The sequence below is a fragment of the Candidatus Niyogibacteria bacterium genome (assembly GCA_016432485.1).
Classification (GTDB): Bacteria; Patescibacteriota; Minisyncoccia; order HO2-45-28; family HO2-45-28; genus HO2-45-28.
This window is the reverse complement of the sequence record CP066691.1, coordinates 637,293-662,443: the sequence shown is the minus strand read 5'-3', so window position 1 is coordinate 662,443 and position 25,151 is coordinate 637,293. Positions and strand designations below refer to the sequence as shown.

The following is a 25,151-nucleotide window of genomic DNA, read 5'->3' as shown; positions in this document are numbered from 1 at the left end:
AGACACTCATATCTCAATCACTTTTTCTTTACGGATAAGTTCAATCACACGCTCAACCAATTTTTTAGGGTCAGGGTCATAAACAATTTTTTCATTGGGACGATGCGACTTTGCGACTATTTCTTCAATCAAGTCGGCTGTGCCTCCGGTTCCTGTTAAAACGCCGATGGGTTTTTGGTCTTCAAAGGCGATAGTAAATTCATTGAGCGTGCCCATTCGTCCGCAGCCGATTATCACGGCGTCTGCCGAGCGGGTAAGCAAGAGGTTTCTTCCGGAATAATCAAATCCGGTATAAACAATCATATCCATATAGTCCACCGGCAATTTAAAACGCTCAATATGTTCTTTTTCGGTGGAGGCCGGCGAAAGACCGATGGTGAACCCGTCTTCTTCTTTTGCGCCGATGGCCGCCCAATAAGGGAAGCCGGTAGTCGCGCCGTTAACCAAAACTCCTTTATGCCGCACGATTTCCCTGCCGAGCTCTTTTGCTTTTTCCAAAGCATCCGGCGCGCAATGGCCCGTTTCAGCCGCACCCGATACGGCTATTTTAAATTTCAGATGTGAATGAGGAGAAGGTTTCATAAATAAATTAATCTAATTTCTAATTGGCCTGATTGCTCTAATTATAACTTAAAGTGTTTTTAAACAACAAGCTTCTTGATTTGGACGTCTTAATGCGCTATACTAAATTTAGGCACGGCTAGAAGAAAAAGGTGGAAAGTGGAAAATAGACGGAAAAACGATCCGCCAATAAGATTTGTAATAGAAAGGACAAAATGTCTACACCGTCTTACAGCATCGGATATCCCGCGCGGAATCGATTCTGATGACCTTATAATTCCTTGCGAACAAGATCCGTGGTGTCCCGTAAACAAGCTCACCAAATCTGAAAGGTTCAACAAATAGCCTGCGGCGCGGGAGAAAACTCCCCGCCGTTTTTTGTTTTCAAATAAATATTAAAGGCATCCTTGTTTGTAGCATCATTGTTTACAAATCGACCGATAGGTTCATTTATAAACAATGGAAAAATGATATCGGTGTTTAATAATTTAAAATTCAAAACTCTCGCCGTATCTAGGGGCAACTGCATCAATTCCGAGATAATCTCGAACGCGTTGTACCAAAAATAACGCCGCGGCCGGCTCGCCCTGAACAATAAAAACTTTTTTCAAAGTATCAGCGGAGTTTCGAATAAAATCCAAAAGCATTTCGCGATCAGGGTGGGCCGAATAACCCTGAATTGTTTCAACCCCGCATTTTATCGGCACATCTTCGCCAAAAATTTTAACCGACCTCGCGCCGTCTTGAATCTGGCGGCCACGGGAACCCGCGGCCTGATATCCTATCATCAAAATCGCGGAATTAGGGTCGGACAAATAACGACGCTCGTGATGTAAAATCCTTCCGCCCGTGGACATGCCGGAGCCGGCAATAATAATTTTGGGCGCGGGCACTTCATTTATTTGTTTTGATTCTTCGGTGGTAAGAGTAAATTTCAACATGGGGAATTTAAAAACCTTATCTCCAGAATCAATAATATATTTTGCTTCCTTATTATAGTAGCGCTCGTATTTTCTATAAACCTCGGTCGCGCGAATGGCCAGGGGAGAATCAAGAAAAACCGGCACTTCCGGAATCCTACCTTCCTCAACAAGGGAATTTAATTCAAAAAGCAATTCCTGCGTGCGCTCCAAAGAAAAGGCCGGAATCATTAAGACCCCCTTTTTCTTAATCGTGTTTTCAATGACGCGCTCAATTTTTAATTTTCTTTGTTCGCGGTCTTCATGCAAACGGTCGCCGTAAGTGCTTTCAACAGTCAAAAAATCGGCGCCGGTTATTTTCTCGGTTGGCCGTAAAAGTGGCGCGGGCGGATTGCCGAGGTCACCCGAAAAAATAAATTTTTTAGCACCCGCCGTAATTTCAATCATTGCTGAGCCCAAAATATGTCCGGCATCAAGCAATTGAATTTTAAAGTCGCCGATATTTTTTTCTTCGTGATATTCCAAGTCCTCCCAGTTCTGCATGGCGCTTGCCAAATCATTTTCGTCAAAAAGCAGACCTTTTTTGCCGTTTTCGGCTAAGCCCTTTTTCAAAAGCTGGAGATTGTCTTCAAGCATTATTTTCGCGAGTTCTTTCGTAGCCGGAGTTGAATAAACTTTGCCCGCAAATCTTTCCTTAAATAATTTCGGGATTCTTCCGATATGGTCAACATGCGCGTGGGTTATAAAAACCGCCTTGATTTCAGACGCGTTAAACGGAAACGGCTCGTGGTTTCGCGCTTCGCAAATCTTCGGGCATTGAAAAAGCCCGCAATCAACCAGGATTTTGGTTTTTGCCGTCTCCAGAAGATAACATGCTCCCGTAACCTCCTGCGCTCCGCCGTAAAACGAAAGTTTCATTTGTTTATTATATTTTATTATATCAAATTAAAAAGCCCGCGATACTCACGGGCCTCAAACTTCATGACTGCATATTTTTAATAAGAATCGCCATTGCTCCTCCTCCGCCGTGGCAGGCGCAAGCAATGCCGTAACGGCCCCCGATTTCACGAAGCTGCTGAACAATATTCATCACCAGACGCGCGCCGGAGGCCCCCAAAGGATGTCCGAGTGAAATCGCCCCTCCCCAAACATTCACTTTTTCAAAAGGGATGCCCAATTCCCGCATCGCGTAAATCGGCACGACCGCGAAGGCCTCATTGATTTCAAAAAAATCAATATCTTTTACGGCCAGCCGATTCCGGCCCAAAAGATCCCTGATCGCGCCTACCGGAGAGGTCGTATACCATATCGGGTCCTGATTAAAACTTACAAAATCAACCAATCTGGCTTGCGGCGAAATGCGCATTTTTCTGGCCGTTCTGGAGTCGCCCAGAAGAAGAACCGCCGCCCCATCGGCAATCTGCGAAGATGTCGCGGCAGTAACGGTTCCGTTTTGGGAAAAAGCGGGTTTCAGGCCTTTGATTTTTTCCGAATCCAGATGACGAACGCATTCATCTTTTGCTTCTTTATCGCAAATCTGACGATCAAACGCGCCCGCCTCTCGAGTCGATAAAACCCTTTCAAAACTGGCGCGGGCGTACGCTTCTTGAGCTTCGCGCGAAATCGCGTGAACTTCCGCGCACATATCCGCCAACTCTCCCATTGTCCTCCATTTAGAAGTAGTCGTATCAAGAAGGCCGTCAAAAATCATGCTGTCATACATCAGAGGTTCATCACCTTTCAAAAGCTGGCGAGACATAACACTCCATTCCGGTCCGACCTTTTTATCGCGCCGTTCCAAAAGATACGGCGCCCTTGACATATTTTCCATTCCGCCAGCCAGCATCAGACCTGCCTCGCCTATCTGAATTTCACGGCTTGCCGCCTGCAAAGCATAAAGAGATGAAGCGCAAACCTTATTAACCGAAACAGAATTAACGGTTTTGGACAAACCGGCAAGCAGAGCCGCCTGTTTGACCGGCGCCTGTCCGACGCCTGCGAAATAAACTTGACCAAGGACAAGGCCGCCGATTGAGCTGAATGCGGGAGGAAGATTCAAAGATTTGTATAATCCTTTTATAGCCGCGGCCGCAAGACAAGGCGCCGGAACATCTTTGAAAAGACCAAAAAATTTTCCGAAAGGAGTACGACACGCTCCGAGAACATAAACTCCGCGCTTTCTGGACATTCACTGCCTCCCTTTTTGCGTAAACATAATTCTCACGATCGTGGGAATTATGTTAGTTCGGTTTTTCGGAGTTTAATCCGTATTCACCGTATCCAAAACGATAGTAGCGTAAAAAATACGCGGCCGCAACCACCGCTCCCGCAAAATCAAAAAACAAATCGGACATGGTGTCAGCCAAATCCGGCTGGGCCAGAATCGCGCCGTAGGGACGGGCGATAAAATAATCCCACGAAAATTCAAAAAATTCCCAAAAGACGCCTCCGAGCATGACGAATGAAATAAGGCCCAGGCCCAAAAGCCATTTTGGCAAAAAGTCGCTCGGGAACTCTTTATACTCAAACAAAAACCAGAAAGCCAAAACCGCAAGCCATATGCCGCCCAAAAAATGCAAAACAATGTCCAGCCACCAAAGGCCATAGCCAAGCAGTCCTCCAACCGCAGCCGCATGTATCGCGAGCATTAAAACCAAAAGCGCGATTAAAAAAAGATAGGTTTTCCCGAACATTTCCACATTATTGCACACTCCAAACTACTTTGCTATTTTTAAGGCGGATTTGAAAACTAAAAAGGGGGCCGGAAATGACACCGACCGCGGGGAAAATAAAGCCGTTTTTCAAGGAATTCGATTATCTTGAAGATCTTAAGGAGCATTTTATTGAGGTCGCAGGACCCAATCAAATATATCTTCGCGAAAAAAGCGAACTTATGGAACTCGCGCCAAAAGATACGGAAACGCTTTTATTTCTTTTACGCTCAATGCTGATCACAAGACGAGCTGAAGAAAAAGTAAGAAAATTGTGGCCGAAAGAGATTCCGGGAAGCATTTTTTTCGGAAGGGGGAATGAAGCGACATCCTGCGGCGTTACCGCGGCGATATGCTATGAAGACCCGCTATTCCCTCTTCACCGCGATTTGGGGTGCGATTTCGTAAGAGGCGCGGGAGCTTTCAGGCGCGAAGATATTCCCGTGAACCTTGCTAAACTTTATTTCGCCCAGCATATGTCCAAAAAAGATTCTCCTTGCCGCGGCCGAGACGGAAACATCCATTGGGGAATTCCGACGATGAACCGCTATCCGATGATCAGCCATTTAGGCACGAATATTCCGATTGCCGGCGGCGCGGCGCTTGCTGAAAAAACTAAAAAAAGCGGGCTTGTTGCCGTCACGTTCTTAGGCGACGGCGCCACGTCAGCTTCTGATTTCCAGGCGCCAAACCAAGCGGCCGCGTGGAAACTGCCTTTAATCGTAATTATTGACAACAACCAGTGGGCTTACCGCACGACTCTGAAAGAACAAACCGAGGCGATTCCCCTTTCAAGAAAAGCCGAGGCATTCGGCATTCATGGTTTTACCGTTGACGGCACCGATATCCTTACCGTTTACGCTGTAACCAAAAAAGCCCACGAAATCGCGCTCGGAGGCAGGCCGGTTCTTATTGAGTCGGTTACCTACCGGATGGCCGGACATTCGGAATACGATCCATTCCAAAAATATGTGCCGAAAGAAGATCTGGATCGCTGGCATAGACGCGATCCGATTGCCCGATTAACCAACTCCATTTACGGAGAACCTAGTCTTACCGAAGAAAATATTGAGGATTTTGACCGCAAGCTACGGGAAATAAAAACCCGCCTTGAGAAAGAAATGAATATTGAACAAGAGCTTGACGAAGCGATTGAGTGGGCCAGAAATCTGCCGGATCCCGAACCGTCTGATTCATACGGCGGTATTTTTGCCAACCCTACCGCTCAAAACTTTCTTGATAATCTACCGAAGGATTGGAGGCGATAAAATGAAAATAACCTATGCCGAAGCGATAAACGCGGCGCTTCGCGAAGAGATGGGGCGCTTTCCGGAACTTTTCATAATTGGCGAAGATATTTGCAGACCCAAAGGGAAGGGCGGTGCGTTCAATGTTACCGCTGGTCTCTCAGAACTTTTTCCACCCAGAGTCTTAAATACGATTCTCAACGAATCGTCCATTATCGGCACTGCCGCGGGCATCGCTTTAAGAGGCATGAGGGTCGTCGCTGAAATGCAGTTTGCCGACTTCGTTACTGACGCACTAAAAATGGTCCGTGATTATGCCGCCGGTCTTTATTACCGAAATGGCATAAAATTGCCGCTGGTAATACGAATGCCCTCGGGCGCGACCTCAAGCGGAGGAGCTTTTCATTCCATCTGTCCTGAAATGATGTTTTTTAATGTGCCCGGGCTCATAATTCTCGCGCCGTCAACACCCAACGAAGCTAAAGGACTTCTGAAAACAGCCATACGGCAAGATTCTCCGGTAATATTCTTGGAGTGGAAAAATCTCTATCACCTGCCTTATGAAAAATACCCCGATGAACTTAAACTTGAGATTCCGGAAAAAGATTACACAATACCCATCGGCAAAGCGCGAATAGTGAGGGATGGAAAAGATATCACCGTTGTCAGCTACGGCAATATGCTATTTGAAGCGCTCAGAGCTTGCGACTTGCTAAAAGAAAAAGGAATTGAAGCGGAATTAATTGACCTTCGTTCTCTAATGCCGTTTGACTGGCAGACGGTCTTTGCCTCGCTTGAAAAAACGGGTCGCGTGATCATCGCTCATGAAGATAAAAAAATAGGCGGCTTTGGAATGACTCTGGCGCAAATGATCTCCGAAGAAATGTTTGAATATCTATATGCGCAGCCCGTAGTGGTTGGAGCGCCGTTTACTCCGATTCCGCACCATCCGAATCTTGAAAAAGAATATCTTCCGGACGCCCAAAAAATCGTTGAAGCGGTAATGAAAAAAATTTTTGGCGATACCGGAATTGTTACGTCCTTAAAAAAGACAGACGTACCGGTCGCGCCCATGAAGCCCGAAGCAATCGACGATAAAATTATCAGAGTTCCTTTTTCTTCTGCCCAAAAAAGGGTTGCGAAAAAAATGTCCCGCAATTGGCTGCGGCCGCATATCCATGACGACATAGAAGTTGACGTAACGCGGATCTGGAATGATCGCGAACAAAACAAGACGGAATTTGAAGGACGGTTCAAAGCCAAGCTGACTTTGACCCATTACTTTGCTTACGCCGCAACTCAAGTTTTGACGCGGGACGAATTTTGGAAATTCAGAAGCGCGGTTGAAGAAAAATCTGCCGAAACAGAAACGCCGAGCGACCTGCTTATGGCTATCATGTTCGCTGACACGCATCTTCGTAAAGATTTCGTTAATCTGGCATTTGCCGTGGATATTGAAAATCATGATTTATTGGTTCCGATCGTAAAAAATGCGGGGGATATGAGATTTTCAGAGTTGGCAAGCACCATCAATGTTCTAGCCGAGAAATGCCGTCAAAAAAAGATTCTTCCGGATGAACTGCAAGGCGGCAATTTCACTTTAACCAATGTCGGCGCGTTCGGAACTTTAAGAGGAAACCCCATACTTCTTGACGGACAAAACGCATCGCTCGCGATCGGAGCGATAAGAGAGGCCGACGAGGGAAGGAAAATAATACTGACGCTGGCTTTTGACCACCGCCCGATCAACGGAGCCGAAGCCGGAATTTTCAAGCAAGCTCTCAAAGAATTCCTTGAAAATTGGAGCGTTGATATTTTCGGCGACTAGCAAAATGCCCCGCAACTGCAGGGCATTTTTATTTCACGCGCGCCTATATCTGTTTTTCCCTTCCGTCAGTCGTCGCTCGCCCACCCTGCCATTGCCCGCGGTATAAATTCGCTTTGCCTTTTATTTCAACGAAGAAAACCTGCATATAGCGCGCCCCCATTTCAATGGTTATGGTTGACTGTCCGGCATTATAAAGCGCGGGATGAACTGTTCCGTGAAATCCGGGGTCGGCGATAGTTTGCCGACCGATAATTCCCATTCTATGCAGAGTTGTGCGCGGCTTCATTATGGCCATTAAATCTTCCGGCATATTAAATTTTTCAATCGTTTCGGTAACAAAATAGTCTCCGGGTTTTAAAATCAGCGCGGATTTTTTATTCGGGTCAAACTCGGCAAAAACTTCCATCTTTGGGGTTTCTCTTTCTTCAATGCCAAGAAAGCCGTCGCCTTCCAGCCGAAGAGCGCGCGCAATCCTTAAATCAATAACCGCTCCCTCGGGATTTTTTAATTCGCGTTCCGACAGATTTTCAATAAGCTTTTTCTCGCTTATAAGTTTATGAACAATGTCAATTCCTAAAATCATGGTTTTAAAACATCACGTCTTCATCGGCTCTTTTATAACCGTGTATTTCTTCCGGCGCGAACCAATGCAGTATTTCATGCGCGGCTTCTTTTTCATCCCCCGAAGCGTGCACTAAATTGCGTACCGCCCTGCCTTCCACATTGGCCGCGGTCGGCGTATCCACTGAAAGATCTCCGCGAATCGTGCCGGGAGCGGATTCAATGGGATAAGTATGTCCCACTATTTTTCGAACAGTACTTATGGCGTGCATCCCCTGGATAACCATGGCCACCACCGGCCCCGAAGTCATAAAATCTTCAAGCCATCCTTTTACTTTTCTTCCTATCTCTTTACTTTCATTCGTGCCCATTTTTCCCATCAAATCCAAACCCTGTTTTTCAAAAGCCGATTTTGTTTTCTCGCCTATTGTTTCCAGCCACTCGTCCTCGCCCTGATAATGGCCGGAAATATGTTCTTTGGTCGGTTGAATCATTTTTAAAGCTATTATTTTAAGTCCGCGTTTTTCGAAACGGGTTAAAATCTCGCCGACTAGCCCGCGCTTGACACCATCGGGTTTTACGAGGACTAATGTTCTTTCTTCTTTCGGATTCGCGTAATTTTGTGCCATAATAAATTTAGATTAACTGTTTTTGAAAAACTTTCAAGGAGGGAGCCGTGAACGGAGCGCGAGAAAAAATTTTTATCTGCTGCAGAATCGGCGGAACCGGCGAAACGGATCATGAAAAAAGGGCTAACTTTTTAAGAAATATAGAAAGAGCTAAGTTATACGCGAGGTGGGCGGTCTTAAACGGTTACGACCCCGAATCAACCGGATTTTATTTCTGCGAGTTTCTTGATGATTTTAATCCGGACGAGCGTAAACTTGGTCAGGAGCTCGGACGCGAACGCCTCAAAAAATGCGATTTTATTCTTGTGGTTGAGGACGGAAAGCCGCATTCTTCCGATATGATCGGCGACATTGAAGCCGCGCGAAACCCTGGCGTCAAACCAATCGTCATAACCCATAATGAAATCATAAATTGGCTCATTAAAAATGACAGCGAGGCCTTCAAAAGAATGTTTCCTGAATTGTATTTTGAAAAACAGCGGGGAGAAGGCGCGGAAAAACAGAGAAGCATCACGTACGGAATTTTTGATTGCTACGACTGACCCCGTTACAAGTGACCCCGTTACAAGACGGGGTTTTTGTTTTTACATAAACTTGGCATAATTTCAGCGATCGCTGAAATTATGCCTAAATTATTTGACAATAATATCCCTGCCATCGCTTTCCATAATTACCGCGCCCGAAACGTCGGTGCGAAAGACTTGAGCGACTGAAGCAGACAACCGTTCAAGAACCGCCTGATACGGATGGCCGTAGCGGTTTTTCGCGCCAACCTGAATTACGGCAATTTCAGGCGAAACTGCCTTCAAAAACGACTCCGAACTTGATGTTTTTGAACCATGGTGCCCCACTTTCAAAACGTCGCAATCAATATCATCATTTAAAATTTTAAATTCCTGCTCGCGCTCCATATCACCGGTCAGCAAAAAACAAGTATTACCATAAGTCAGGCGGCCGACAACCATATTTTGATGCTGATTTTCGGAGTCTAGAAAAACATCGGGCAGAAGAACGTCAAAATACGCTCCCCCGCCCAATAAAATTCGCATCCCCCGGCGGACTTTAACCTCTTTCATATTTTTTTCTTTAATCAGCTTATTAAACTCCGCAAACTCGGCAAGCGAGGCGCCGTCACCCGAGTCAAAAACAAAATCTACATCATATCTTTTCAAAACTTCAACTAATCCGCCAACATGGTCTTGATGCGGGTGAGTAAGAATTATCGCGTCAATTGAACGGTCATAAAAAGGCATTACTTTTGAAAGTTCGGCCAAAACCTGTTTATTGGGTCCGCCGTCTATTAAAATCTGCTGATCGCCGGAAGTATTGATGAGAATGGCATCACCCTGACCGACATTTAAAAAAGCGACAACCAATCTGTCATTTTCAAAATGAAAAACGGCAAACCACACAACTGCCGCCGCCAGAAACAAAGATCCTAAAAATATATACCGCGGCTGATATTTCTCAAAAAATTTACGCATATTAAAAATTTATTGAGGAAAAGGGAATGTTCGCGAAAAAGCTCGCAACCATAAGCTCATAAGACGAAAGAAAATAAGCAACCCATGAAAACGGCACGGCCAGCCACGGATGAACCCAAGCCGAAACTCCGGATAAAGCCCCAAAAAACATGGTAATCGGCACAAAAATTAAAATCAGAAGATTAGCCGGCAAAGTCAAAAGCGAAATAGAGTTGGTGTTTTGCAGAAGAAGCGGCAAAACCGCGATTTGTGCAGATAGCGTCGCTAAACCGTACTCGCGAATTTTAAATCTTTGCGGCAGCCATTTTACGAAGCGCGCGAAATGAGGCGATAAATAAATTAGGCCTAAAGCAGCCAAAAAAGAAAGCTGGAAACCGAGGTCAAAACGCAAAATTTTGGGATTGTACAAAATCATTAAAAATCCGGCAGCAAACAAAGCGATTTTGGCCTGATATACCCGTCCGGCGCTTCCGGCCAAATAAAGAATCGCGGCCATAATTGAAGCACGGATAACCGTGGCTGAGGCGCCGGCCAGAATCGCAAATAGAATTATGCCGGCCACGCCGAAAAACGCGCTCAAGATGCGCGGAAGAAAACTGCCCAAAGCGCCCGCAAACGCCCTAGCAATTATCGTAATATTGTAGCCGGATAAAACTACTATATGTATGACTCCGACTTTTCTGAAGTTTTCCAGAATGTCGGACGGCATCGATTTTCTTGCTCCGACCGTCAGTCCGCCGATGAAAGAGGCATTAGGCTCGGGCAGAACGCGGGCAAGGCCGCTCAGGTATTTTTTCTTTATTTCCAGGAGTGCCGATTTTATTTTTGAACCACCGCCGGAGCCGACCTTTTCGATTTCCGGGAAAACCATTTCAAGAAAAATATCGTCTTTTGCCAAATATGCCTTATAATCAAAATCTGAAAAGCTGTCCGGCTCTTTCAGCGCTCCACTTACCTCCAAAATATCGCCGTACGAAAATTCGGGATAACGATTGGTAACCAGTAAAATTTTGTCTCCGTCGTTCGTTTTTAAAATCAGACGGGTTGAATTTTCGCGCTCATCCGGCTCATCGCTGACAAAACCCTCTAGTAAAACTTTCTGCCCAACTATTGGCTGCAATTCCGACGAAACAGACGCGTTGTCTTTAATTTCGTAGCGCAAAATCCCAAAACCGAAAGAAAAAAGGAGAACCGAAATTGCGGCCAACACGCCAACTTCCTTAAAACGCGAAAATATATATAAAAAAACGCTTACTATTATAATAAGCAGGGCGAACGGCCAGCCGAACGCGAAAAATGACTCGGAAAACACGCCCAGAGCAAAACCAAAAATTATTAGAGCCGGAAAAGCGCGCCGCATAATAGCTTGAATTCTACGCAAAAAATGATAAAATGGGTAGAGTTTAGGCCCCATCGTCTAGCGGCTAGGACGTCACTCTTTCAAGGTGAAAATAGGGGTTCGATTCCCCTTGGGGCCGCACTCCGACTCGGCAAAGCCTCGCTCAGTGTAAATTACAAATCAACGAAACAAAGCGCCCCGAGCTTGTCGAGGGGCGTCAAACATGATAAAAATTAATTTATGACTTTATTAAGAGAAAAAATCAAGTTTTCGCCGGTAGACATCGGCGCGCGGGCCAAAATAGACTTCAGCACCGGCGACACTATAAAAGTATGGCAAAAAGTCAAAGAGGGGGATAAATCGCGCCTTCAGGCATTTGAAGGTCTGGTTATTGCCCGAAAACACGGCCGCGAGCCCGGCGCGACTTTTACGATTCGCAAAGTTTCAGCCGGCGTGGGCGTTGAAAGAATTTTTCCGCTATATTCGCCGACTATAGAAAAAATAGAAATCGTAAGCCGTTCAAAAGTCAGACGCGCTAAACTTTACTATATCCGCGACAAAGCCGCGCGAGAAATACGCAAGAAAATGAAAAAACTCATCCAGGTTGAAAAAGTGATGCTTGCCCCGAGCGAAGCCGAGGAGGTGATAAAAAAAGAAAAGCCGAAAAAAGAAAATAAAGAGGGGGTCTAAAAAACCGACTACTAAGCGCAGGTGGAGAAACTGGTAAACTCGTACGCTTGAGGGGCGTATGCCGTAAGGCTTGGGGGTTCAAGTCCCCCCCTGCGCACACTTGACTTTTTAGCTTTATTTTGGTATACTTCTTTTATCGTTACCTGAGTTTCTTCGGTGGGCCCGCCCCGTAGTGAATTTTGGCATAGTGTTTTTGCTTTTTGGTGTGTTTTCTCAACACAAGACAATATCGCATAACTGCAAAATAGCCAGTCGTTTGTTGTAAACACAAAAGCAATGCCAAAATCTACTAACGGGGCCCGTAGCTCAATTGGCAGAGCTATCGGCTCATAACCGATTGGTCCTCCGTTCGAATCGGAGCGGGCCCACCATGTAATAATTCGGGCGGGGTCGTATCTTAAAGCAAAAGAGCGGGACTCCAAATCCCGAAGATGCGGGTTCAAATCCTGCCGGCCCCGCCAAACAAAAAGCCGTCACGCAGTTGCGTGGCGGCGGTTTTTTATTTTAGACAACTCCGTCTCGGCGTAAAGACCTTGGAATGCGGTCAAGCCGAATAACAGTTTCAATCTCCGGCCGATCCAAAATAATCACGCCCTCAAGCACAAGGTCTGTCAGAGCCGGGCTCTCCAGCTGTTCGTTCTGTCTTTTCATACTATCTTTTAGCCACAATGATAACTGTCTCGGATCCGGAATAACGATAATAAGCTGTGGTTCTTTGCCTCCGGGTTTTCTTGCGGGAGCAAAAGTGCCATTATAAAAACTTAATTCAAATGTTCCCACTTTCGTTTTGATATGAACAATTCTATGCCAATTTGCAAGATCTTTTTTCGCTCGCCGACTTTGAGATACCATATCTCTCAACCGGCAAAAGAGTTCAAAACATTCCTCAAAAACCTGACGCATCGCTGGATTTTCTTCCTCTTTAATTTCAGCAACACTTGCCCAACGAAGTTCGTGTTCAAAAAGAGGACTTTTGGCTATCTGTTCTGGTGTCAGTTCCGATTGGGGGATAACAAAAATGTCTCGCGCGCTGCCCTCGCGTTGATTGCAAAAAACAATTTTGACCGGCGTACCCCTTTTGTAAATACCGGGGCGGATTGCGCCGGTAGTTGTCCGAACACAAACAGGTAAAGCGGTGTCAGTTAATTCGCCGTCAACCGTTTCAAGATAAACATCACCTTCGCCAAAAGGAACCGCGTCTTTGAAAAGAGCCGGCGGAAAAACAGTTATGACCGGAGTAGCAACCAAAACCCCGATATCCTTGACATACTCTTTAACCAGTGGAACAAAGTTACACTCGCCAACACAGCGTTGTTGATAAGGCGGAACAATAATATGCCTGCACTCTGGACAACGGTGGCCAAAAATTCGGCATTTATCGCGAATATCAATAAAAAACGGTGAAAATTCGCCTCGTGAATGTCGAACTCCTGTGAACATAATATTATTTTGAACAAGATACGGCCGGCCGTCTTGGCCTTGAACTGTTTCCATTCGAGCTTCCGGCCACATTTCTGGTGTAATAATATGTTTCTTTTCTTCCGTCTTCGCCATTGTCAACCCCTCCTTTCAAGGACAACAGCCACGCCGTAGATTGAACGGCTGGCGCCGGTTCCATGAATCATGCCGTGTTCAAAATTCCTTGTTCTCATCTCTCGCATAACGCTCCAGGTTGACATCATGTTTGATCCGCCGACAAAATGTCCGCCGAAAACCAATCCACCCGAAGGATTCACTAACAGTCGGCCGCCAGGCATTATGATGCCCTCGTTAACCAGATCATCTGCGCGGCCCAAAGGCACAACTCCCATTTCAGCAAGCGTAATCATCATTTGCGGGATGAAAGCATCATGCAGTTCAATGACTTGAATATCGTTGATGGTAAGACGGGCCATCCCAAGAGCTTTCTTGGTTGCAAGATAATCGGAATAAATGCGGTTCAGAACTTTATAACGGGTTATATCTCTGCCAACAAAATAGTTTTCATTAGCCGCGCCAACGCCGGTAATCCAGACAGGATCGCGACCGCTGCGTTTGGCTATGTCCTTGGCTATTTCTTCTGAAGCAAAAACCAAAGCGCACGCGCCCTCGGTGTAGACGCAAGTTTCAAGAGCCCGAATTGGATGGACAACATAACGCGACCGCACGACTTGATCCGCCGTTACCTTTTCACCCAGACGCTGGGCGTAGGGATTATTTTGCGCTTGCTGGCAAAGAAGTTCAACAATTTTTGCTCTTGCCAGTGGGTCAAGGTCGCCGGAATGTTCGTCCATATAAGCGGCAATGACTTTTGCATAGCTTGAAGAGGCGTGCGCGCCAAGTGGCCGCTCAAACCAGGGATCCCAAGAATAACTAATGGTTTGCACCACCGCCGGTGTCGGGCTTTGGGCTTCAAAATCGTAGCAGTCAAGCGCTTTCTCAACTCCCAAAACCAAAACCAAATCATAAAGTCCGCTTGCAACCCAGGTATATCCTTCAAGCATGGTATAAGCGCCGGTAGCGCCCCCACTTGAGCATCTTTTCAGGGGCTTATTCGCTAGACCGATGATCCCCTGTAATCCGCTTTCGGGGATAGCCTGGAACTCAAAAATATCGTTGTAAATACCCACCACACCGGCATCAATTTCTTTGATATGAATATGGGCATCGCGCACTGCTTCAGCCACTGCCATTTGGGAAAGTTCCCAAAATGTTTTTTCAAGCCATCTTGAACGGCAAGGGGTCATTCCCGCGCCAATTATCGCAACATCTCGCATTCATTTTCCTCCTTTTTCAGTTTTCAAAACCGAACCCATTATATATGATAGAATTATTATGGTAAAGGTCGGGTTAAACATTTTTTAATATGAATAAACCATTAGGCAAAGTAATACATTATTACGACAAGGCCATGGTGGCCGTGGTTAAGCTAAACGGCGCGCTCAAGGCGGGCGACGAAGTTAAATTCGTGAAAGGAGAGAATGAATTTTCACAGACCGTTGAGTCAATGCAACTTGAGCACGAAGCGATTAAATCGGCTAAGAAAGGTCAGGAAGTAGCGATAAAAGTTGACCAGCCGACCAAAGACGGAACGCTTGTATTTAAAGCGGAATAATATAATAATATTTTAGGATGTAGTTCATCTCTTGGAGGTTGATTGCGTGTCCGAGGAAACGAAAAGCACCCCCGATTCAAAGACGATTTTCGTGGATATTCTTACTCTCGCCCTAAAAACAATTGTGCTTAGTTTTGGTGACAGCCGCATTAGATGCACATTTGAATATAGTCCGGATAAGCTTCACGGGGTGTTTCTGCAAGCTCAAAAAAGGTTTGGTCAAACGCTTCCCGAATTAAACGAACTGCGTTTTTCCAAAAGAGGCGCGTTTCCTTATAGCCGCGAACTTAGTGAGACCATGGCTATCTTAAGACTGAGCAGATTCATAGAGATTTTTGGCACGCGGGAAAATTCTTTTGATGTAGTATCGCAAAAAGATGGTGTTCAGGAAGTGCTTAAAGAGACGAGCGAGATCTTTAAAAATGATGAAATTCGCTTGCGAATCTTCGGCGACTTTGTGGATTTCCTCAAAGAAAAACTTCTTCGCGAAGCATTAAAAGAAACAAGAATTTACCCGATATAGATAGACGCGGCCCAATCAGGGCCGTTTTCTTGTAAAAAACAGGGCGCTTGTATTTAAAGCGGAATAGCGATACAATCTTTTTGGGTTGTAAATATCCTCAAATAACCTGAGGGAGAGATAAAATGCTCGCCACTTTTAGGTTGGGAATGGCCGTAGGCGGCGGTATGCGGCAAGAAAGTTTGAACGAAATCTGTTTTACAAATTTTTTGCATCTAGCATTAATACGCCTTCTGCTGGAAGAAGCCCGTAATACTCCTCTTAACAGAAAAATAACCCGAGCCAGAATAGTTGTGGATAGCCGCGATTCTGTCTTTCATCCTCTTTTCTATGCGCTCCAAGAGATGTTTGGGTGCTATCTGCCGCCTCTCCTACAATTAGATTTTTATAGGGGGGCAGGTTATCCATATAGTCAAGAATTGTCAAAGGCTTTATCCGATATTCATGTTCAGGAGTCTATAATCTATGCTTCGCTGTACAACAACACTTTTATGGTTCATGCTCGAAAAGATACTCGCAGATTTTGCAACAAAGAATTAAAGAAGCTATTTTCGGACAATCCAAAAGCGCGGCAGGCATTTGATCGGCTGATTCAAGCTTTAAAATCTCTGGTGATTAGAATTGAGGAATGGCCCGGCGTGCCATCGGAATAGCGTAATAGTTTGCGGCCCGTTTTGGGCCTTTTTTCTTGCCAAAAGGCATTTTTTTGTTATTATAGGGTCATGCCTAAAGAAGAATTTTCCCTTCGGCCGCAAGAAACGCCTGAAAAGAACGAAGAAAAATACAATCTGACGCCTGAAGATAAAGAAATGATTCTTGAAATGCAGGGCGTAAAGGGGGTAAAAAAAGTGATAACGCCAAAAGATCGCAGGCGCGAAAAAAAAGCCGCTGATGAAGCCCTGGAAGCCATGCGCCGAAAAATCTTGGGAGAAAAAGAGGGCCAACAAGAACTTTTACGCGAATAAATCCAATGCCCGACACCAAGTGTCGGGCAAAAATGGTGCCTATGGTGTAGCGGTAACACGGTTCCCTGTGGAGGAATTATCGAGGGTTCGAATCCCTCTAGGCACCCACAAAGTGGAATTTCTAAAAGAAAATCTCAAATCAATTTTTAATCAATCCATAAAATATAATGAAAGAATCAAGTAGCGAGTCGTCGGTCCCACAACAAGAACCTTCTCCTTTGGAAGAAAAAAGATTTCAAAGGTTTATTGAAGACAGGGATATAAAGCCCGAAGACCTGCCCGTTATAGAAGATTTGTTAAAATATCCGAAAGAGATTTTTGTGGAACTCCATAACTTTTTTCCTTTCTCTAAAGAAAAAAACGCGAAAGAACTTGAGAGGTCTGTTGACACTGAAAAAGAGCGCTCCAAAACAAAAGACAAGAATTTAAAAATAATTTCTGAAGAAAGAATGGCTGTATATGAACTTTTTCGCCGACTTTCAGCGAAGTATGACTGGACGGTGCTATGGAATTTAAACGGCATTCTTGAAGAAAAAACAAAAACACGCCTACAAATTGAATTTGCTCGCCGCAAACAAGAACTCCAAAAGTAAAGGCGCGAACTTCCTCCATTTGCCCGCCCACTTGCAATTTCTATTAGATATGGTATAATTAAAACATTATGAAAAACTTTAAATTTTTAGCAGCGATTTTGATAATTTTTGGTCTGTTCGTCTTCGCTGGTTCCGCATACGCAGCTGTAAGAGTGAGGGGGTATGTAAAACCTCGCACTGGCACATATGTCCTACCCCATTACCGCTCAAGTCCCAATAGCACTAGATTTGATAACTACAGCACGCGCGGTAATTACAATCCGTACACGGGCAAAAAGGGATACTCTGATCCATATAAATCATACAGATTTAGGTACTAAACCTCGAAATGAAGAATTTTATTTTAGTAGTTATTTTTACTGCTTTCACGGCGCTTGTATTCTCTGCGCCATTTGAGGCGTTGGCACACCCCGGTAGAACAGACAGAAAAGGCGGCCACACTTGTAGGACAAATTGCCCGAAGTGGGGGTTTAAATATGGCCAACACCACTTTCACGCTAAAAAATATAGGAGTTATCGTTAAATCATGTCGACCATGAATTGGCTCAAACAAAATTGGTTTAAGGTTGGGGTGATTGTCTTGATGGTCGTAATCTCTGCAAGTTATTTTTATTGGTATGAATGGAGGCCAAACAAAATTGTAAAAGAGTGTAACACAGAGTCCATCGAAAAAACCAAAAAGGCGTCTGAGGATCAAGATAGGGTTTACGACTTTTTTTACAAATTCTGTTTAAGAGAAAAAGGATTATAAATTATGAAGGATTGGCTTAAAATCGATTTTCCAACTCTGCGGCGACTAGTATTGTTGAAGCCGTTTTTAAAGAGGGCGTTCATTTTCGTATCACTTTTTACTGTGATATTTATTTGGTCAGACAGTAGCCGGAATTTGTCCGAAGATGAGTCTTTTATAATTGCCCTCGGTTTATCTATTATTGTTTCATTTATTTGGCGTAGAATCGTGAGAAAGTTTAATTTATAGTTTGATAGTATAAACAAATTCATGAAAAACTGGTTAAAAGAAAATTGGTTTAGATTGTTGATCCTAATAATAGCTACTATTTTTGTGGCTGGTTTTATGTTTATAAATTATAGAGAGTATCAATTAAAAAGGTTGAGAGCACAACAGGACACTCTTGAATGGTTTGGGGATAATTTTAGAAATAGTTTTAGTAAATATATTGGGGAAAGAGAAATAAAAAACTTCCAAAAACTTAATCGGGATACATTCAACAACCCCTTATAATAATATGAAAATAAAAAATATACTCTTATTTTTATATATAATTTCTCCCCTGGCATTGGCGTTTATTGATGCGGCTATGGATAGTGTAGACTTTGGTCAAACTTTCCATATTTTCTATGGTATTATCTACGCCGCTGTTTTGGCTTATAATCTTGGCAAAGAACACGGCGAAAATCGCCAAAAGTTTTTATGAAAAACCGGCTCAAACAAAATTAGCTTCAGTGGTTGAAAGACATGAAAAATTACAGCATAAAAACATTACTGATAATACTATTCACATCCATATTGGTCTCCGCGGTTTATATTACAGTGTTTAATGAAAAACCAAATGATAACACCGCTTCTTCTTTGGCTCCACGCGAAACACTGTTTGATTTAGAGCAAATTCATTCCGTAAAAGAAAGCGGAGTTAAAAAACAAACGGTAATAACTCCAACTACTTATGGGCAAAGTTATTCTGAACTGGAGGGGAGAGTTAATGATTTAGAAAGTCAGATTAGTGATTTAGAGTGGGCCGTATCTACATTACAAGGCCAGCTTGAAGACGCAAAAGAATTTGCAGAAGATACGAAAACAAAACTAGAAGATTTTGTAGATTGCATTAATAGATGGGCTAGCGTTGGAGATCCGATCATGGAGGACGATTGGAGACATTGTAAAAATAGAACATTTTAACGGTATCAAATACTTACAATATCCATTATAATTAATAATATGCCGCCAAAAGAATTTGATTTTTCACGAGGAATACCGGTTGAAACTCCAGATCATCTAAAACCCACAACTGGCCTTGGTCGGGAATTATTAGACATTAGTGGGTGGTTCTTACTAATCATTATTGGGTTTTTTGCTCTTTTTGTCATATATAAAATTTCTCGTTTAATAAGTAAATCATATAAAAAACTAGATCGTTATTTAGATAAGTGAAGAGTCGTTTTTAAAAACGGGGTTCAAGATTTATAACCCTAAAAACCTAGTTGCTCTTACGTTTAAACCCAATCTTGTACTTTTGTTCCCCAAGATCGTTACGTTGAATACCTGAATATATCCAATCCTCCAGGTCGGTCTTAAAACTTATCAAAATCTCGCAATTAAATCTAACAGCGGCCTCATTTTCTGTGCCATTTGAGAATTGAATATCAACACAACCCATTTTTTCAAGTATTTCTTTAATCTTATTTTTAAGACTTTCTTTTAGCATATTTTAATTATACGAAAATAACATCTTTTCTTAAAGCGCCAACTGGTATCTGCTCCTCTTTTACTTCAAGAACAATATTATACTTGAAAGCTTCCTCGGACGACAAAGATCTGCGGCCTTTCATCATTTGATTTATTTCTTCAATCGAAGTTCCAGTGGTTTCAAAAATAAACCTAGCCAGTCTATCATTTTGGACTTGTATAGACGAAACTTGTTCATTCAAATCTTCAAGGTTTAAACTAAGATTACCCTCAACTGAAGCTCCGTGCAAAAAGAATTTGGCATAAGATTCGGCTGATCTTTCTTTTGCCGACAAATAAACAACATTAGCTATTGAACTTATTTCGTTTGTGGCATGAATTCTTATTGGTTTTTCAAGATTTTTGATGACGGTAGCGATATTAAATCCATAGTAAATAAAGCCTCCTACTGAAGAAAAAAGCATGGTTATATGTTCGGCCTCTTTTTTTCCGTTGGCCTCCAGTAGCGCATTTATCAATGCCAAGGACGCGTCTTTATCAATGCGCCCTTGAAAAAGGATATAATATTCCATGATTATGGGTTGATTTTACAGGGTGGGGGTGATTTTTGCAACAGCAATCAAAGCCAACCCGAAATATCATACGGCAACCGTAAAACAGGTTCGAACTAATTCCACCGCGTCAAATCGCTATCGCGTTTGACGCGACGCGGCCTTGTTTGCTGACCCGGGTTAAATTTGATTTTTGGCAATATGGCGTTATAATATTTCTATATGAAAAAACGTAAGGAAAATATATTACAATACGAAGTTGTTTTTGAGCCAAATGGCGCGGGATATACGGTTACAGTTCCCAAACTCCCGGGTTTAGTGACAGAAGGAAATAATTTAAAAGAAGCTCGAGAAATGGCGCAAGATGCCATAAAATGTTATTTGGAGGCCGTTCTCAAAGACGAGGCCTTTTTTATTGGCAACACCAGACGAAGAGAGAAAGTTACAGCTAGCATTTAAATCGTTTGCCAAAATTACCGCGCATCCCATCCGCATTGGTTATCAAAGCTCTCAAACGAGCCGGTTTTTATGAATTTCATCAAAGCGGAAGCCACATTCAGCTGCGCCATCTGGCAAAAAGCAAACTAAGAGTAACGATTCCGTTCCACAGAAAAGAACTTACGCCAAAAACGCTTAAATCAATAATAAAACAGATCGGCTTCTCTGTGCCTGAATTTATAAAACTGCTATAAAATCCTTCGACCGCGCGGCTTTGTTTGCCGACCCATTAACTAAAAAAAGTCGGAACCTTCTTAATATGAAACGAAAACTTATTTTATACGCATCCATCTTCGGCATCGTCATAGCGTTTGACGGCCTGAAATATCTGGCCGTCGACGGGCCGAATATCATAAATTGGCAGTCATTCGCGCATCCGGCATGGGTCATATTTACGCTCGCGCTTTTTGCCTACGCGGCCACGTCTTATAGTCAACCTGTTTTTAAATCCGCCTTTTTTGTCCATACCGCCGTTTTCGCCGCCGCGTTTTTAAATCAATATCTTCCTTTTTCTGAAACCCTCACTTACAATTGTATGCTTTTTAACCTTGTTTTCCTTTCAATGTATTATCTTTTATTTTCTTATAAAGAAAGAAAATAATAAAAAAGGCGCGCGGACATAGGTCGCGCACTTTTTTATTGAGTTGAAACTCTAAGTATCGGCGGCGGGTCTGTAATTGACGCCGAGCTTATTTTTTAAAAATGACTTAAGCGCCTTGCGATGCCGCGCTGCCGAACAATCGTCGCTGCCGCATCCCGTAGATCCGAGCTCATCAATATTATTTAAGCGATCCAGCTCGTATTCAATAACCCGTTTGAATATTTCAAAATCATCGGCCGCCGGCAAAATGACCCCCGGAACGCAACTTTTAAATGTAATCATAAGGACTTCAATATCTCGATGAGATGCGGCGAAATCTTTTACTTCAAGCAGGGCCGCGTCCCATGCCGTTTCAAACGCGCATTGAAGCGCGTGGTTTTCTTCAGGCAAAAGACGCCACGCAGCTTCGGGATGCCACTGTTTCATGTCGTTCTCCGAGGCATTCTCATACAAAGACCATCTCTAATTTAACGCTATACCCCAACCTATGAACGGTCAATGAAGAAATAAAAAGAGCGACGGCAGAGCGTTTCCATGTGGCAAAATAGGTTGCGGGTTCAAATCCCTCTAGGCCCCTAAACAAAACTAAAGCAGTTTTTTCAACTGTTCGGCATCAATATCGGCGTCTTTTAAGATACTTTTTAAAACTTTTGGATGTAAAATAGTGTTGTTGTGAAACGGCACGGTTACTCGTTTGTTTTCGGTATTTTTATAAATTTTATGACTTCCGCTTTGACGCGCAAAACTAAATCCGATTTTTTCTAAAACTCGGATTATATCCTTGGCTCTTGTCCTCGGAAGCCCGCTAGACACAATAAAATTAAACAGCTACCTCAACAGTTGCCAAACTAATGGATTTGGGTCGTTCCAGTTTTTCCCTGTTTTTCTCTATGTCGGCAAGGTGGAGTTTTATGGCGTCTTTTATGTTTTTTAGCGCTTCCTCGTAAGTATTTCCTTGCGTGTAGCACCCCCGAAGTTCCGGACAAAAAGCAAAAAAACCATCCTTGTCTTCTTCAATAATCACAGAAAAATTTAAGTATTTCATAACCAAATATTAACAATTATATTTTAGGATGTAAAGAGGCAAAAATAGATATAAATTTCCCCCATTTGCTTGCCCAATTAACTTAAAACTCAACCCGATCGCCGATATTTATTTTATGTTCATCGACAAGGCCGGCGTTTACTTCCAGAACATACTGTGCGGGGCTTTGCGGAGAAAATTTTTCAGGATATGATTCCGGCGCGGCGTTTTTCACGATATCAACGATTTTTTTATTCTCATCAATCCAGATAATATCTATTTTAAAATTCATATCGCGCATCCAGAAAGCGTAGTAATCCGGTTTTTCAAAAACAAAAAACATTCCCTCGTTTTGCCCGAGCGCGTTTCTGCCGGAAAGGCCTTGTATCCTTTTGGCCGGAGTATTAGCCAGTTCAACCGCGATTTTTTGGCCGGAGACGTAAACATCCGATACTGGAGACGGCGGCGCGTAAAAATAAAAAAATCCGCCGCTAACCGCGGCCGCGACCAAAAGAAAAAAGATTCTGAATCTTATCGGGCCCATAACTATTATATTAATGGCAATTGGCGGAATTGGACATCATGCGCTATTCTGAAGTTGGAGATCGGAAAAGGAATTAAAGGGATGGGGCCGCGGGCAATGACAATCCGAAAAACGCTCCTTCATTTTTTTATCCTTGTTTTTTGTTTTTTCGCGGGTTCGGGATTGGCAAACGCGAAGCTTATAGCGTTTGCCGATGAGCTCAACGAATATCTGGGTATTTTTCAGCAACTTTATTCAAGCGATGACCTTAAAGTAAAAATAGAGGTCATCTACCCGCGGATTATAAAGAATTATAAGGCCTTTATAAAAAAATACCCTAAAAGCCATCTGGTGGATGACGCCAAACTGCGCATCGCCGAGTTTTATAAGCTATCCAGAGCGACTCGGGGAGAAGAGGAACTTTTTCCAGGCATAAAATTTGATAAAAACAGCAGGAAAAAAGCCAATCATTGGCTTAAGGATATAGTCGTGAATCACCCGAACGGCAAAATATCAGACCCGACATCCAGAGAGGACCTTAACGAACCGACAGCGGCGTTCGCGCTTTATTATCTTTACGCTTGGAACAGCGGAGATAAACGCTATTTAAAAGAACTTATTAAAAAATATCCCAACAGCAAGTTAATTCGCGGGATGTATGTCATGCCGCGCGAGTGAAGGGTTAAGCCGCGCGAAAAGAGCCGAATGGGCAACTATTTCTTCGGCTCTTTTTTATTTTTTAAAATAAAAAGGACTGCGGTTATAATCCCGAAAGGTCGCTCTCAATCGCATCAAGTTCAGCGTCAAGTTCTGATAGGTCTGTTTCGTTGAGGTCAGCCCCAATGGCGCCGAGTTCGTCGGAAGTTCGCACGGTTTGCAATTTTTTCGCAGCTGCGTCGTCCCCGGACGGCATAACGAGCCCCTCGGCCTGAAGCGCCCGCTGTTCTTCTTGAGTCAATTCAATCGGAGTTAAATCCTGTTCAACCGTAACGGATTCTTTTTGATACGAGGGGCCGCGATTCAAGAAAAATAATACTCCTCCCGCGACAACAGCGAGAACAATGATTGCGATGATGAGTTTGTTTTTATTCGTAGTCATGATTATATGCTGGTATTTGATCTGGAACTATTGTAATCATCGGCAAATGTATATATCTCAATAATTATGGCGCGGAGGTTTTCTATGTCTGCTTTAAGCTCCGCGGCTATGGCGCGGGCTTCTTTTGCGATTCCTCCCGCGTTTTCACCGAGAAGCAATGATTCGTATTTTGCTTTAAGTTCTTCCATCTTTGCCTCGTTTTCAACTTGCATATTTTTGGCTCTTTCAATAAGAGAGGCATCGTTCTCTGGCGGAAATTTGCTCTTTGTGTTGCCCGTCGCCGCGCGCTCTTCAGCCTCAATTTCAATTCTCATTTTTTCAATCCGCGATTCCAGCCGGCCTAAAATATGGTCAAACCGAGCCATTGCCGAGCGAAAACGGTTGAGCATGCGCAGTCCTTTGCCGTGGGCGACGGCAATGCGGCGCAACGGAGTCCCGTCGTCTTTAAACAGTGTTCTTACATTTTCTCGGAAATTATCGCGAAGTACCTTCGCGTTTTCGCTAGTGTCCAGTTCTTTTAGCGATGTGGGCGGCCTATGAAGTTCTGGGTTTACTGTCGCGGGTTGCGGAGTTTCCCTCGCGGCCGGAGCAAAAACCGCTCCTGAAGTAAATTCTTTTTTGGGAGAATCAGCTCTGCGATCGGGAAAGCCGTGCGCGTTACCGTCTCCCGCAGATTCTTTTTCAGTAGAATCAGCTCCGGTCTCAACCGCGTTTGACGCGGCAGGAGCCGCGTTTGACGCGGCACCAAGCTCGTCAAGTTTGGCAATGACTTCCTGAACGCCTTTTTCATTGACTCCGATCGCGATTAGAAATGATTTGAGTTCAGCTTCGTAAACACCCTTGCCTTCAAGTGCGTCTGTTACTTTGTTGATATCCGCGCCGCCAACGCCATAGCGTAAAAGCACATCCCCGACTTCCATTCTTATTAGTCCCGCTGATTTATTTGACAATGAAGAACTATAATTTTTGGTAGAAACCAGCCCTCCGGGAATCTGTTCAATAGTTATATCAAGCCCTCCAACCGGATCACCGGCGAAGGCAGGGACGACAAAACTCGCCGCAAGTCCGGCGGTAAACACCATCCCCGCAATCAATAGTGTAATTTTTTTAGGCGCAAATCTCATTGCTGTTACTATATCAATTGCCTCAACAAAAGTCCAAAGTTAGGCGAGCCCCCACACCCACACCTATGCGTAGGTGTGGGTGTGGGGACGAGCTATTGCCTGTAGGCCAAAGCTTTCCCAATACGCCATGCGGGTGGCGTATTCGCGGCCTATCCGATTTTGGC

Annotated in this window: 36 protein-coding genes and 5 tRNA genes; 23 read left to right on the top strand and 18 right to left on the bottom strand. The window is 43.9% G+C overall.

Annotated elements, in window-relative coordinates; translation table 11 throughout:
- Positions 1-6 precede the first annotated feature (6 nt).
- From HYY55_03745 to HYY55_03730, 4 genes are all read right to left on the bottom strand, one after another.
- Positions 7-582: a hypothetical protein gene (locus tag HYY55_03745; protein ID QQG46048.1), complete on the bottom strand. Its 576-nt coding sequence runs from the start codon at positions 580-582 to the stop codon at positions 7-9.
- A gap of 467 nt (positions 583-1,049) precedes the next feature.
- Entirely contained in the window at positions 1,050-2,399 is a 1,350-nt protein-coding gene (locus tag HYY55_03740; GenBank protein QQG46047.1) for an MBL fold metallo-hydrolase, read from the bottom strand.
- A 61-nt stretch (positions 2,400-2,460) separates the two neighbouring features.
- Complete coding sequence (locus HYY55_03735) at positions 2,461-3,669, bottom strand: thiolase family protein (protein ID QQG46046.1); 1,209 nt, start codon at positions 3,667-3,669, stop codon at positions 2,461-2,463.
- 52 nt (positions 3,670-3,721) lie between these two features.
- The gene (locus HYY55_03730; GenBank protein ID QQG46045.1) at positions 3,722-4,192 is read right to left on the bottom strand and encodes a hypothetical protein; all 471 of its coding nucleotides are present in this window, start codon (positions 4,190-4,192) and stop codon (positions 3,722-3,724) included.
- 56 nt (positions 4,193-4,248) lie between these two features.
- On the opposite strand from HYY55_03730, the gene HYY55_03725 reads away from it, so the two are divergent.
- Positions 4,249-5,460 (top strand): thiamine pyrophosphate-dependent dehydrogenase E1 component subunit alpha, encoded by a 1,212-nt coding sequence (locus tag HYY55_03725; protein ID QQG46044.1) that lies wholly within the window; start codon positions 4,249-4,251, stop codon positions 5,458-5,460.
- Between the two features lies 1 nt (position 5,461).
- A complete protein-coding gene (locus HYY55_03720; protein QQG46043.1) occupies positions 5,462-7,267 on the top strand; it encodes a 2-oxo acid dehydrogenase subunit E2 in 1,806 nt (601 codons plus the stop codon).
- A gap of 43 nt (positions 7,268-7,310) precedes the next feature.
- Here the strand turns inward: HYY55_03720 and HYY55_03715 are convergent, their stop codons facing one another.
- Both HYY55_03715 and HYY55_03710 read right to left on the bottom strand, forming a co-directional pair.
- A complete protein-coding gene (locus tag HYY55_03715; protein ID QQG46042.1) occupies positions 7,311-7,850 on the bottom strand; it encodes a hypothetical protein in 540 nt (179 codons plus the stop codon).
- 4 nt (positions 7,851-7,854) lie between these two features.
- Positions 7,855-8,457 (bottom strand): nucleoside-diphosphate kinase, encoded by a 603-nt coding sequence (locus HYY55_03710; protein QQG46041.1) that lies wholly within the window; start codon positions 8,455-8,457, stop codon positions 7,855-7,857.
- Positions 8,458-8,504: 47 nt separating this feature from the next.
- Here HYY55_03710 and HYY55_03705 point away from each other — a divergent pair, with 47 nt between their 5' ends.
- A complete protein-coding gene (locus tag HYY55_03705; protein ID QQG46040.1) occupies positions 8,505-8,999 on the top strand; it encodes a hypothetical protein in 495 nt (164 codons plus the stop codon).
- A 90-nt stretch (positions 9,000-9,089) separates the two neighbouring features.
- On the opposite strand, the gene HYY55_03700 is transcribed toward HYY55_03705, so the two are convergent.
- Entirely contained in the window at positions 9,090-9,941 is an 852-nt protein-coding gene (locus HYY55_03700; protein QQG46039.1) for an MBL fold metallo-hydrolase, read from the bottom strand.
- 1 nt (position 9,942) lies between these two features.
- Entirely contained in the window at positions 9,943-11,301 is a 1,359-nt protein-coding gene (locus HYY55_03695) for a ComEC family competence protein (GenBank protein ID QQG46038.1), read from the bottom strand.
- Between the two features lie 46 nt (positions 11,302-11,347).
- Between HYY55_03695 and HYY55_03690 the strand changes: the two genes are divergently transcribed.
- The 5 genes from HYY55_03690 to HYY55_03670 all read left to right on the top strand — a co-directional run bounded on the left by HYY55_03690 (position 11,348) and on the right by HYY55_03670 (position 12,431).
- Positions 11,348-11,419, top strand: a tRNA-Glu gene (locus HYY55_03690).
- A gap of 101 nt (positions 11,420-11,520) precedes the next feature.
- On the top strand, positions 11,521-11,970 hold the full coding sequence (gene rplS / locus HYY55_03685) for a 50S ribosomal protein L19 (protein QQG46037.1): 450 nt from the start codon (positions 11,521-11,523) through the stop codon (positions 11,968-11,970).
- A gap of 15 nt (positions 11,971-11,985) precedes the next feature.
- Positions 11,986-12,067, top strand: a tRNA-Leu gene (locus tag HYY55_03680).
- A 198-nt stretch (positions 12,068-12,265) separates the two neighbouring features.
- A tRNA-Ile gene (locus tag HYY55_03675) sits at positions 12,266-12,341 on the top strand.
- 15 nt (positions 12,342-12,356) lie between these two features.
- Positions 12,357-12,431 (top strand) — tRNA-Trp (locus HYY55_03670).
- A 43-nt stretch (positions 12,432-12,474) separates the two neighbouring features.
- Here HYY55_03670 and HYY55_03665 read toward each other — a convergent pair.
- Together HYY55_03665 and HYY55_03660 are read right to left on the bottom strand one after the other, a co-directional pair.
- Positions 12,475-13,524: a hypothetical protein gene (locus tag HYY55_03665; GenBank protein ID QQG46036.1), complete on the bottom strand. Its 1,050-nt coding sequence runs from the start codon at positions 13,522-13,524 to the stop codon at positions 12,475-12,477.
- A gap of 2 nt (positions 13,525-13,526) precedes the next feature.
- The gene (locus HYY55_03660; GenBank protein ID QQG46035.1) at positions 13,527-14,726 is read right to left on the bottom strand and encodes a thiolase family protein; all 1,200 of its coding nucleotides are present in this window, start codon (positions 14,724-14,726) and stop codon (positions 13,527-13,529) included.
- 89 nt (positions 14,727-14,815) lie between these two features.
- Between HYY55_03660 and HYY55_03655 the strand changes: the two genes are divergently transcribed.
- From HYY55_03655 to HYY55_03605, 11 genes are all read left to right on the top strand, one after another.
- Positions 14,816-15,064 carry a hypothetical protein gene (locus HYY55_03655; GenBank protein QQG46034.1) on the top strand — a complete coding sequence of 83 codons (249 nt, stop codon included), beginning with the start codon at positions 14,816-14,818 and terminating at the stop codon, positions 15,062-15,064.
- A gap of 46 nt (positions 15,065-15,110) precedes the next feature.
- Positions 15,111-15,587: a hypothetical protein gene (locus tag HYY55_03650; protein ID QQG46033.1), complete on the top strand. Its 477-nt coding sequence runs from the start codon at positions 15,111-15,113 to the stop codon at positions 15,585-15,587.
- Positions 15,588-15,733: 146 nt separating this feature from the next.
- Positions 15,734-16,237 (top strand): hypothetical protein, encoded by a 504-nt coding sequence (locus HYY55_03645; protein QQG46032.1) that lies wholly within the window; start codon positions 15,734-15,736, stop codon positions 16,235-16,237.
- Positions 16,238-16,306: 69 nt separating this feature from the next.
- A complete protein-coding gene (locus HYY55_03640; protein ID QQG46031.1) occupies positions 16,307-16,549 on the top strand; it encodes a hypothetical protein in 243 nt (80 codons plus the stop codon).
- A 35-nt stretch (positions 16,550-16,584) separates the two neighbouring features.
- Positions 16,585-16,655: transfer RNA gene (locus HYY55_03635), tRNA-His, on the top strand.
- Between the two features lie 61 nt (positions 16,656-16,716).
- Positions 16,717-17,142 (top strand): hypothetical protein, encoded by a 426-nt coding sequence (locus tag HYY55_03630; protein QQG46030.1) that lies wholly within the window; start codon positions 16,717-16,719, stop codon positions 17,140-17,142.
- Positions 17,143-17,470: 328 nt separating this feature from the next.
- A complete protein-coding gene (locus HYY55_03625) occupies positions 17,471-17,665 on the top strand; it encodes a YHYH domain-containing protein (GenBank protein QQG46029.1) in 195 nt (64 codons plus the stop codon).
- Positions 17,666-18,142: 477 nt separating this feature from the next.
- Positions 18,143-18,385 (top strand): hypothetical protein, encoded by a 243-nt coding sequence (locus HYY55_03620; protein ID QQG46028.1) that lies wholly within the window; start codon positions 18,143-18,145, stop codon positions 18,383-18,385.
- A 4-nt stretch (positions 18,386-18,389) separates the two neighbouring features.
- Complete coding sequence (locus tag HYY55_03615; GenBank protein ID QQG46027.1) at positions 18,390-18,578, top strand: hypothetical protein; 189 nt, start codon at positions 18,390-18,392, stop codon at positions 18,576-18,578.
- 116 nt (positions 18,579-18,694) lie between these two features.
- Complete coding sequence (locus tag HYY55_03610; GenBank protein ID QQG46026.1) at positions 18,695-19,060, top strand: hypothetical protein; 366 nt, start codon at positions 18,695-18,697, stop codon at positions 19,058-19,060.
- A 39-nt stretch (positions 19,061-19,099) separates the two neighbouring features.
- Positions 19,100-19,312, top strand: a complete 213-nt coding sequence (locus HYY55_03605) for a hypothetical protein (GenBank protein ID QQG46025.1) — start codon at positions 19,100-19,102, stop codon at positions 19,310-19,312.
- Between the two features lie 46 nt (positions 19,313-19,358).
- On the opposite strand, the gene HYY55_03600 is transcribed toward HYY55_03605, so the two are convergent.
- Together HYY55_03600 and HYY55_03595 are read right to left on the bottom strand one after the other, a co-directional pair.
- A complete protein-coding gene (locus HYY55_03600; protein ID QQG46024.1) occupies positions 19,359-19,586 on the bottom strand; it encodes a hypothetical protein in 228 nt (75 codons plus the stop codon).
- 7 nt (positions 19,587-19,593) lie between these two features.
- Positions 19,594-20,139 (bottom strand): ATP-dependent Clp protease proteolytic subunit, encoded by a 546-nt coding sequence (locus HYY55_03595; GenBank protein ID QQG46023.1) that lies wholly within the window; start codon positions 20,137-20,139, stop codon positions 19,594-19,596.
- A 201-nt stretch (positions 20,140-20,340) separates the two neighbouring features.
- Here HYY55_03595 and HYY55_03590 point away from each other — a divergent pair, with 201 nt between their 5' ends.
- The 3 genes from HYY55_03590 to HYY55_03580 all read left to right on the top strand — a co-directional run bounded on the left by HYY55_03590 (position 20,341) and on the right by HYY55_03580 (position 21,217).
- Positions 20,341-20,577, top strand: coding sequence for a type II toxin-antitoxin system HicB family antitoxin (locus HYY55_03590; GenBank protein ID QQG46022.1), 237 nt, complete (start codon positions 20,341-20,343; stop codon positions 20,575-20,577).
- A gap of 5 nt (positions 20,578-20,582) precedes the next feature.
- Positions 20,583-20,810, top strand: a complete 228-nt coding sequence (locus tag HYY55_03585; GenBank protein QQG46021.1) for a type II toxin-antitoxin system HicA family toxin — start codon at positions 20,583-20,585, stop codon at positions 20,808-20,810.
- 65 nt (positions 20,811-20,875) lie between these two features.
- The gene (locus tag HYY55_03580; protein ID QQG46020.1) at positions 20,876-21,217 is read left to right on the top strand and encodes a hypothetical protein; all 342 of its coding nucleotides are present in this window, start codon (positions 20,876-20,878) and stop codon (positions 21,215-21,217) included.
- Positions 21,218-21,268: 51 nt separating this feature from the next.
- Here the strand turns inward: HYY55_03580 and HYY55_03575 are convergent, their stop codons facing one another.
- The 4 genes from HYY55_03575 to HYY55_03560 all read right to left on the bottom strand — a co-directional run bounded on the left by HYY55_03575 (position 21,269) and on the right by HYY55_03560 (position 22,785).
- Positions 21,269-21,643 (bottom strand): hypothetical protein, encoded by a 375-nt coding sequence (locus HYY55_03575; protein QQG46019.1) that lies wholly within the window; start codon positions 21,641-21,643, stop codon positions 21,269-21,271.
- A gap of 159 nt (positions 21,644-21,802) precedes the next feature.
- Positions 21,803-22,030, bottom strand: a complete 228-nt coding sequence (locus HYY55_03570; GenBank protein QQG46018.1) for a type II toxin-antitoxin system HicA family toxin — start codon at positions 22,028-22,030, stop codon at positions 21,803-21,805.
- Between the two features lie 7 nt (positions 22,031-22,037).
- A complete protein-coding gene (locus HYY55_03565) occupies positions 22,038-22,262 on the bottom strand; it encodes a type II toxin-antitoxin system HicB family antitoxin (protein QQG46017.1) in 225 nt (74 codons plus the stop codon).
- A gap of 82 nt (positions 22,263-22,344) precedes the next feature.
- Positions 22,345-22,785 (bottom strand): DUF192 domain-containing protein, encoded by a 441-nt coding sequence (locus HYY55_03560; GenBank protein ID QQG46016.1) that lies wholly within the window; start codon positions 22,783-22,785, stop codon positions 22,345-22,347.
- A 96-nt stretch (positions 22,786-22,881) separates the two neighbouring features.
- Between HYY55_03560 and HYY55_03555 the strand changes: the two genes are divergently transcribed.
- Entirely contained in the window at positions 22,882-23,442 is a 561-nt protein-coding gene (locus HYY55_03555; protein ID QQG46015.1) for a hypothetical protein, read from the top strand.
- Positions 23,443-23,524: 82 nt separating this feature from the next.
- Here the strand turns inward: HYY55_03555 and HYY55_03550 are convergent, their stop codons facing one another.
- Together HYY55_03550 and HYY55_03545 are read right to left on the bottom strand one after the other, a co-directional pair.
- Complete coding sequence (locus tag HYY55_03550; GenBank protein QQG46014.1) at positions 23,525-23,863, bottom strand: hypothetical protein; 339 nt, start codon at positions 23,861-23,863, stop codon at positions 23,525-23,527.
- Between the two features lie 2 nt (positions 23,864-23,865).
- Positions 23,866-24,987: a hypothetical protein gene (locus tag HYY55_03545; protein ID QQG46013.1), complete on the bottom strand. Its 1,122-nt coding sequence runs from the start codon at positions 24,985-24,987 to the stop codon at positions 23,866-23,868.
- Between the last annotated feature and the right edge of the window lie 164 nt (positions 24,988-25,151).